The organism is Bradyrhizobium sp. SHOUNA76, from assembly GCF_023006445.1.
Classification (GTDB): domain Bacteria; phylum Pseudomonadota; class Alphaproteobacteria; order Rhizobiales; family Xanthobacteraceae; genus Bradyrhizobium.
This window is the reverse complement of sequence record NZ_JALBHA010000405.1, coordinates 1-6099: the sequence shown is the minus strand read 5'-3', so window position 1 is coordinate 6099 and position 6099 is coordinate 1. Positions and strand designations below refer to the sequence as shown.

The 6099-nt window shown below is 63.9% G+C and carries 7 protein-coding genes and 1 pseudogene; 5 read left to right on the top strand and 3 right to left on the bottom strand.

Features of this window, described 5'->3' with window-relative positions; all coding sequences use genetic code 11:
• Together MOV74_RS29030 and MOV74_RS29025 are read right to left on the bottom strand one after the other, a co-directional pair.
• Nucleotides 1-281, bottom strand: a 281-nt coding sequence (locus MOV74_RS29030) for an iron-sulfur cluster assembly protein (protein WP_246930078.1), incomplete at its 3' end; no start/stop codon positions are given.
• A 129-nt stretch (nt 282-410) separates the two neighbouring features.
• Nucleotides 411-848 carry a VOC family protein gene (locus tag MOV74_RS29025; RefSeq protein WP_246930076.1) on the bottom strand — a complete coding sequence of 146 codons (438 nt, stop codon included), beginning with the start codon at nt 846-848 and terminating at the stop codon, nt 411-413.
• 197 nt (nt 849-1045) lie between these two features.
• Here MOV74_RS29025 and MOV74_RS29020 point away from each other — a divergent pair, with 197 nt between their 5' ends.
• The 5 genes from MOV74_RS29020 to MOV74_RS29000 all read left to right on the top strand — a co-directional run bounded on the left by MOV74_RS29020 (nt 1046) and on the right by MOV74_RS29000 (nt 5885).
• Nucleotides 1046-1918, top strand: coding sequence for an NAD(P)-dependent oxidoreductase (locus MOV74_RS29020; protein ID WP_246930074.1), 873 nt, complete (start codon nt 1046-1048; stop codon nt 1916-1918).
• Between the two features lie 122 nt (nt 1919-2040).
• Entirely contained in the window at nt 2041-3321 is a 1281-nt protein-coding gene (nhaD, locus tag MOV74_RS29015) for a sodium:proton antiporter NhaD (protein WP_246930072.1), read from the top strand.
• Between the two features lie 137 nt (nt 3322-3458).
• On the top strand, nt 3459-5054 hold the full coding sequence (locus tag MOV74_RS29010; RefSeq protein WP_246930070.1) for a HAMP domain-containing sensor histidine kinase: 1596 nt from the start codon (nt 3459-3461) through the stop codon (nt 5052-5054).
• Nucleotides 5055-5098: 44 nt separating this feature from the next.
• The gene (locus MOV74_RS29005) at nt 5099-5302 is read left to right on the top strand and encodes a DUF1289 domain-containing protein (protein WP_246930068.1); all 204 of its coding nucleotides are present in this window, start codon (nt 5099-5101) and stop codon (nt 5300-5302) included.
• 28 nt (nt 5303-5330) lie between these two features.
• Nucleotides 5331-5885, top strand: coding sequence for a TIGR02281 family clan AA aspartic protease (locus tag MOV74_RS29000; RefSeq protein ID WP_246930066.1), 555 nt, complete (start codon nt 5331-5333; stop codon nt 5883-5885).
• 105 nt (nt 5886-5990) lie between these two features.
• Here MOV74_RS29000 and MOV74_RS28995 read toward each other — a convergent pair.
• Nucleotides 5991-6099: pseudogene (locus MOV74_RS28995) on the bottom strand (tRNA dihydrouridine(20/20a) synthase DusA); the annotation flags it as partial.

Genomic DNA, 6099 nt, shown 5'->3' with positions numbered 1-6099 from the left:
CTGGGTTGCGGAGGCGGTGGAGGTGCGGAGCCCGGCTTGCGCTCGGCGGTCAGCGCCACCATGACGGTGGTGACGCCGGGAATGGTGCGCACGGCGGCCTCGGCCTCGGCCCGGATGGATTCCCAGGCCCTGGCCTCGGCGGCGTCGACATTGATCGAGAAGAACACCTTGCCGTCGGACGCGCTGATGGCGCTCAGCACATTGGCATTGGTGAGCGCGACCCCGCGAGGCGACTTGATCCTGGCGAGGCTGTCGAGAACCTGTTGCTGCGTCACGCTCAAAGCGCATCTCCTGAACGGAGCCTGATCCGGAGCCGGAGGGCTGCGCCAGCGCAAAGCGTGGAGCGGCTTCCCGGCAAGGTCATGCTCGAGACTCTAGGATGCCCCATTAGAGCGGAAACGCCCAAAAGGCTACTGCCTGCCGATATCGTCAGCCATCTCGGCGGGCGCGGCCCCCTGCTCCCTGGCAGCCTCGTAATTCAGCTCGATCATGACCCCATTGGGGTCGTGAACGAAGATCTGCCAGAGGTCGCCGCCGGGCACCTGGCGGGAGTCGAACTTCATCCCCTTGGATGTCAGCCGCTGCTTCATGCCGTCAAAGCCGCGGCTGACGAAGGCGACGTGGTGGACAACGCCGGAGTCAGGCTTTTGTGGCTCAGCCGTCGCAGAAATATCGACGAGATGCACCACCGGTTTACCCTCGCTGTACATCCAGGCGCCGGGGAAGGCGAAGTTCGGCCGGGCGCCTTTTTCCAGGCCCAGCACAGCCTCGTAGAAGTGGACGGTCTCGGCCAGATTTCGGGTCCGGATGTTGAAATGATCGAGGACGCCAACGCTCACGCCGCCCATGCTCTCGCTCCCTTTTTCGAAGTCCTTAGGTCCCGCCATCCTAGCACAGGGGGCCGACAAACGAAGCCGTTGCCCTCCCGGCTCAACGGTTTATGGTGCGCCTCCGGCCCGCCCTCGCAGCGGAACTCCGAGGATGCCGCCCGGCGTCCTCGCCCGGATACAACCGTAAAACTCAAGCTACGGACAAGGTACCACACATGGCTAAAGTCGCTTTCCTCGGTCTCGGCGTCATGGGCTTCCCCATGGCCGGACACCTCGTCAAAAAAGGGGGCCATGAGGTCACCGTTTACAACCGCACCGCGGCCAAGGCGAAGGAATGGGCGGACAAGTTCGGCGGCAAGGCCGCAGCGACCCCGAAGGCCGCCGCCGAAGGCCAGGATTTCGTGATGTGCTGCGTCGGCAACGACAACGATCTGCGCGCGGTCACGATCGGCCCCGACGGCGCCTTCGCCGGCATGAAGAAGGGTGCGACCTTCGTCGATCACACCACCGCCTCCGCCGAGGTCGCACGGGAGCTGGACGCAGCCGCCACCAAGGCCGGCTTCAAATTCGTCGATGCGCCGGTCTCGGGCGGCCAGGCCGGCGCCGAGAACGGCGTGCTGACGGTGATGTGCGGCGGCGCGCAGGATGCCTATTCCGGCGCCGAGCCGATCATCACAGGCGCCTATGCGCGGATGTGCAAACTGCTCGGGCCCGCCGGAAGCGGCCAACTCACGAAGATGGTCAACCAGATCTGCATCGCCGGTCTGGTGCAGGGTCTCTCCGAGGGTATCCACTTCGCCAAGAAGAGCGGCCTCGACGTCGCCGCAGTGATCGAGACCATCTCCAAGGGCGCGGCGCAGTCCTGGCAGATGGAAAATCGCTACAAGACCATGAACGACGACAAATACGATTTCGGCTTCGCGGTCGAATGGATGCGCAAGGACCTCTCGATCTCGCTGGCTGAAGCCCGCCGCAACGGCGCCACCCTTCCGGTGACCGCACTCGTGGACCAGTTCTACGCCGAGGTCGAGAAGATGGGCGGCAAGCGCTGGGATACGTCGAGCCTGCTCGCGCGCCTGCAACGCTGAGAGCGCGTGGCGGTCGCTGCCCGGGCAGCCGCGACCGTCACCGGCCTTGACGCCTGCGCGACGCCGCGTAAAGGCCGGACAAGCGCAAATTGAGCCGAACAACGAATTCGGGGGGGACCGATTTGCTGAGCGCGATAGCCGCCGTTTTCATCGTTGCGTACGCAGCCATCGCGCTCGAACACCCGCTCGGCGTCAACAAGAGCGCTTCGGCTCTCCTGGGGGCGGGCCTGCTCTGGACCATCTATGCGATGTCCGTCGGCGACGCCTCGCTTGTCAACCACCAGCTCGACGAATCCGTCGCATCGACTGCGCAAATCGTCTTCTTCCTGATCGGCGCCATGACGATCGTCGAGGTGATCGACGCCCACAACGGCTTCGAAGTCATCACCTCGATCATCCGCACCACGAAGCAGACCACTCTGATGTGGATCATCGGCTTCGTGACGTTCTTCCTGAGCTCGATCCTCGACAATCTGACAACCACCATCGTGATGATCTCGCTGATCCAGAAGCTGATCGGCAACAAAAACGACCGCCTGCTGTTTGCGTCCATCATCGTGATTGCCGCCAATGCCGGCGGCGCCTGGACCGTGATCGGAGACGTCACGACGACGATGCTCTGGATCGGGGGGCAGATCACGCCTGTCAGCATCATGAAGGCGGTGTTCCTGCCGTCACTGCTCAATTTGCTGATACCCCTGCTCATCATCGGCTACTCTGTCAGGGGGAAGGACATCGGTCCGCCGCTGCAGCGGGAAGCGCAGGCTCTCAGGGTCGAGCTGTTCGAGCGCAATCTGATGTTCTATCTCGGGCTCGGTACACTGGTCGCGGTCCCGGTTTTCAAGGCCGTGACGCACCTCGCCCCCTTCATGGGCATCCTGTTCGGGCTGGGGATCCTCTGGCTGGTCGGCGAGATCGTTCACCGCCACAAGGACGAGGATGCGCGTCGCCCCCTCACCCTCGTCCATGCGCTGACCCGCATCGACATGAGTTCCATCGTGTTCTTCGTCGGCATCCTCATGGCCGTCGCGTGCCTGGAGCACGCCCGCGTCCTCGAGCTGTTGGCCAAATGGCTCGACGCCACGGTCGGTCGTCTCGACATCATCGTCATCCTGCTCGGCCTCTTGAGCGCCATCATCGACAACGTGCCGCTCGTCGCGGCAACGATGGGCATGTACAATCTGACGCAATATCCGCCGGACAGCTTCATCTGGGAGTTCATCGCCTATTGCGCCGGCACTGGCGGCTCGATCCTGATCATCGGCTCGGCCGCGGGCGTTGCCGCCATGGGGCTCGAGAAGATCGAGTTCTTCTGGTACGCCCGCCGCATCGCAGGTCCCGCGCTCGTGGGATATCTGGCCGGAGCGGTGGTATACATCGTACAGTATGCGGCGCTGAATTGATCGGCACGGCCGAGATCCAAATTAACGCCGGGTTAACGTAATTCTTTAGCTCCTTAAGTCACCTCTTAAGGATTTCTTGCCAGAGATAGAGAATGCAGAAGGCCCGCGTCCGGCGTGGGCAGGAATCGTGTTGCTTGATGAGTAACCCCGCTGAAAAGCCCGAGGTTGTGGAGCTTCCGGCCGAGCCGGTGAGCGCTCCATCGGCGAGCAGCCGAAGGGCTGCGGCGCAGCGGGTGCGCGAGGCCCGCGACAAGTTAACATCGACCAGCGGAACCCGGCCGGCCTTCGACGCCGAGATGCTGCGTCAATACGCCCAGACGCGGCTATCGGCTTCCTACGTCGTGATGCTGCTGGTGGTCGCGACCGGCGTGCTGTTCGGGCTGTGGATGCAGCCGATCCCGGCCGCAGCCTGGACCGCGGGCATGCTCTGCATTCACAGCGCCATGATCCGCAGTTGCCGGCGGTTCCTGACCGAGCCCAGCTCTCCAGCCGCGACGCGGGCATGGCGGACGCGCTTCGTCGTGCTCGACCTGCTCTATGGCCTGTGCTGGATGGCGATCCTGATCCATCCCGTGCTCGATATGGTCACGGAAACGCTGATGATGTTCCTGATGCTGCTGGTGATCGCAGTATCGAGCATGCTCGCCGCCAATCTGCCGATCGCCGCCCTTGCCGCCACCGCGCCGGTCGCGGTCGCAATGGCGCTGAGCTTCGCGATGACCGGCTCGCTGGACAATTACGTCCTGGCTGCGCTGGCGCTCGCCGCCGAAGGCTACTTCGTGCTGCTGGCGCATCGCCTGCACTCCTCCACCTTCGCCACGCTGGAAGCACGCGCCGAAAAGGACGCGCTGATCGGCGAGCTCGAACAGGCCAAGGCGATCTCGGACGAAGCGCGCCATCGCGCCGAATCCGCCAACGTCGCCAAGTCGCGCTTCCTCGCGCAGATGAGCCACGAGCTGCGCACGCCGCTGAATGCCATCCTTGGTTTCTCCGAGGTGATGAAGAGCGAGATTTTCGGCGCGCATGCGGTACCGGTCTACAAGGAGTACTCGGCGGACATCCACAATTCGGGCGTGCACCTGCTCAACCTCATCAACGAGATCCTAGATCTGTCGCGGATCGAGGCCGGCCGCTACGAGCTGAACGAGGAAGCGGTGTCACTGGTCGGCATCGTCGCCGACTGCCATCATCTGATGAAGCTGCGTGCCTCGAGCCGCGGCATCACCATCCACGAAGTGTTCGAGCAGGCCATGCCGCGGCTCTGGGCCGACGAGCGCGCGATCCGCCAGGTCGTGCTCAATCTGCTGTCCAACTCGATCAAGTTCACCCCGCAGGGCGGCGAGATCTGGCTCAAGGCCGGCTGGACCGCTTCGGGTGGACAATATCTCTCGGTGAAGGATTCCGGCTCCGGCATTCCCGAGGACGAGATCCCGGTCGTGCTCGCCTCGTTCGGCCAGGGCTCCAACTCGATCAAGTCGGCCGAACAGGGCGCCGGTCTCGGTCTGCCGATCGCCAAGAATCTGATCGACCTGCATGGCGGCACGTTCACGCTGAAATCCAAGCTGCGCATCGGCACCGAGGTGATCGTCACCTTCCCGCCGGAGCGCGTCATGAGCGCGCTTGCACCGCTGTCGGATGATTCTCCGCCGCTCCAGCCGGAGAGTTCCGTACTGCCCGACGAGAAGCGCCGGCCGCGCCACAAGCCGATCATGAGCGCAGGCACGGGCTCGTAACCAGATGCTTGCAGACATGCCCGACAATCCCCCACTATGTCCGAATGAGCAAAGAAACGCCGTGCGTCGCAGTCTGCATGATCGATCCCAGGACCAAGCTATGCTTCGGCTGCGGCCGGACCTTGCCCGAGATCGCGCGCTGGCACGCCATGGAAAGCGCGGACCGGCTCGCGGTCATGGCCCTGTTGCCGGCACGCATGACGGAAGCTGGACTTGTGCCGATCGTGGGATCTCTCAAACGCACCTGAGCGGCCTGCGCGCCTCCGGAGGCGCGCAATGATCCGCTTCCTGCTCGTTCTCGTCATGCTCGCCGGCACGGCAGGTGCGGTCGTCGCCTATGGTGATCCCGATCAGATCGCGCGCGCCAGCCACAAGGTCTCGCACATTTTTCGCGCGCAGACGGCGACGCCCGCCCCCGCCGTGCAGATCCCACGCGGCCAGGGCGGCGAATTTGCGCTGCGTGCGAAGATCAACGGTGTCGCAGCGCCGATGGTGATCGATACCGGTGCGACGTCGGTCGTGCTGACCTGGGAAACCGCGAAAGCAATCGGGCTGCCGCTCGAGATGCTCGAATACGACGTCGATCTCGAAACCGCCGGTGGTCATACCAAGGCAGCTCGCCTCACGCTGGAGCGCCTCTCCGTCGGCCATCTGGTTGAAAAATCGGTGCCGGCCCTCGTCGTCCAGCGCGGGCAGATGAAGACCAATCTGCTCGGCATGAGCTTCCTCGACCGCCTGGAAAGCTGGGGCGTCCGCGCCGACAAGCTGATGCTCACGGGCTATCCCGAGCTTCAGAGCGGCCACCGCCGCTCGCGCACGGCGATCGACTAAAGCGCGATGCGATCAGGATGGATCGCCATCGGGCTTCAGGTTGTTATTTAAGCATGATCTTTTCGGAAAACCGCTGCGCACTTTTCCGGATCATGCTTAGCCGACTTACGCCGCCTCGGCCGGCACGCGTGCACCGACGCGCGCGATCGCATCGCGCAGCACTTCGAGGCCGGCGCCCGGCTTCACGCCCTGCTCTGCGAGATGGCGACGGAAG

What these genes read in the sequence shown, in the direction of transcription:
- MOV74_RS29000 (WP_246930066.1), top strand. Translation starts at nt 5,331, where the DNA reads ATGATCCGCTTCCTGCTCGTTCTCGTCATGCTCGCCGGCACGGCAGGT.
- MOV74_RS29025 (WP_246930076.1), bottom strand. Translation starts at nt 848, where the DNA reads ATGGGCGGCGTGAGCGTTGGCGTCCTCGATCATTTCAACATCCGGACC.
- MOV74_RS29010 (WP_246930070.1), top strand. Translation starts at nt 3,459, where the DNA reads ATGAGTAACCCCGCTGAAAAGCCCGAGGTTGTGGAGCTTCCGGCCGAG.
- MOV74_RS29005 (WP_246930068.1), top strand. Translation starts at nt 5,099, where the DNA reads ATGAGCAAAGAAACGCCGTGCGTCGCAGTCTGCATGATCGATCCCAGG.
- MOV74_RS29020 (WP_246930074.1), top strand. Translation starts at nt 1,046, where the DNA reads ATGGCTAAAGTCGCTTTCCTCGGTCTCGGCGTCATGGGCTTCCCCATG.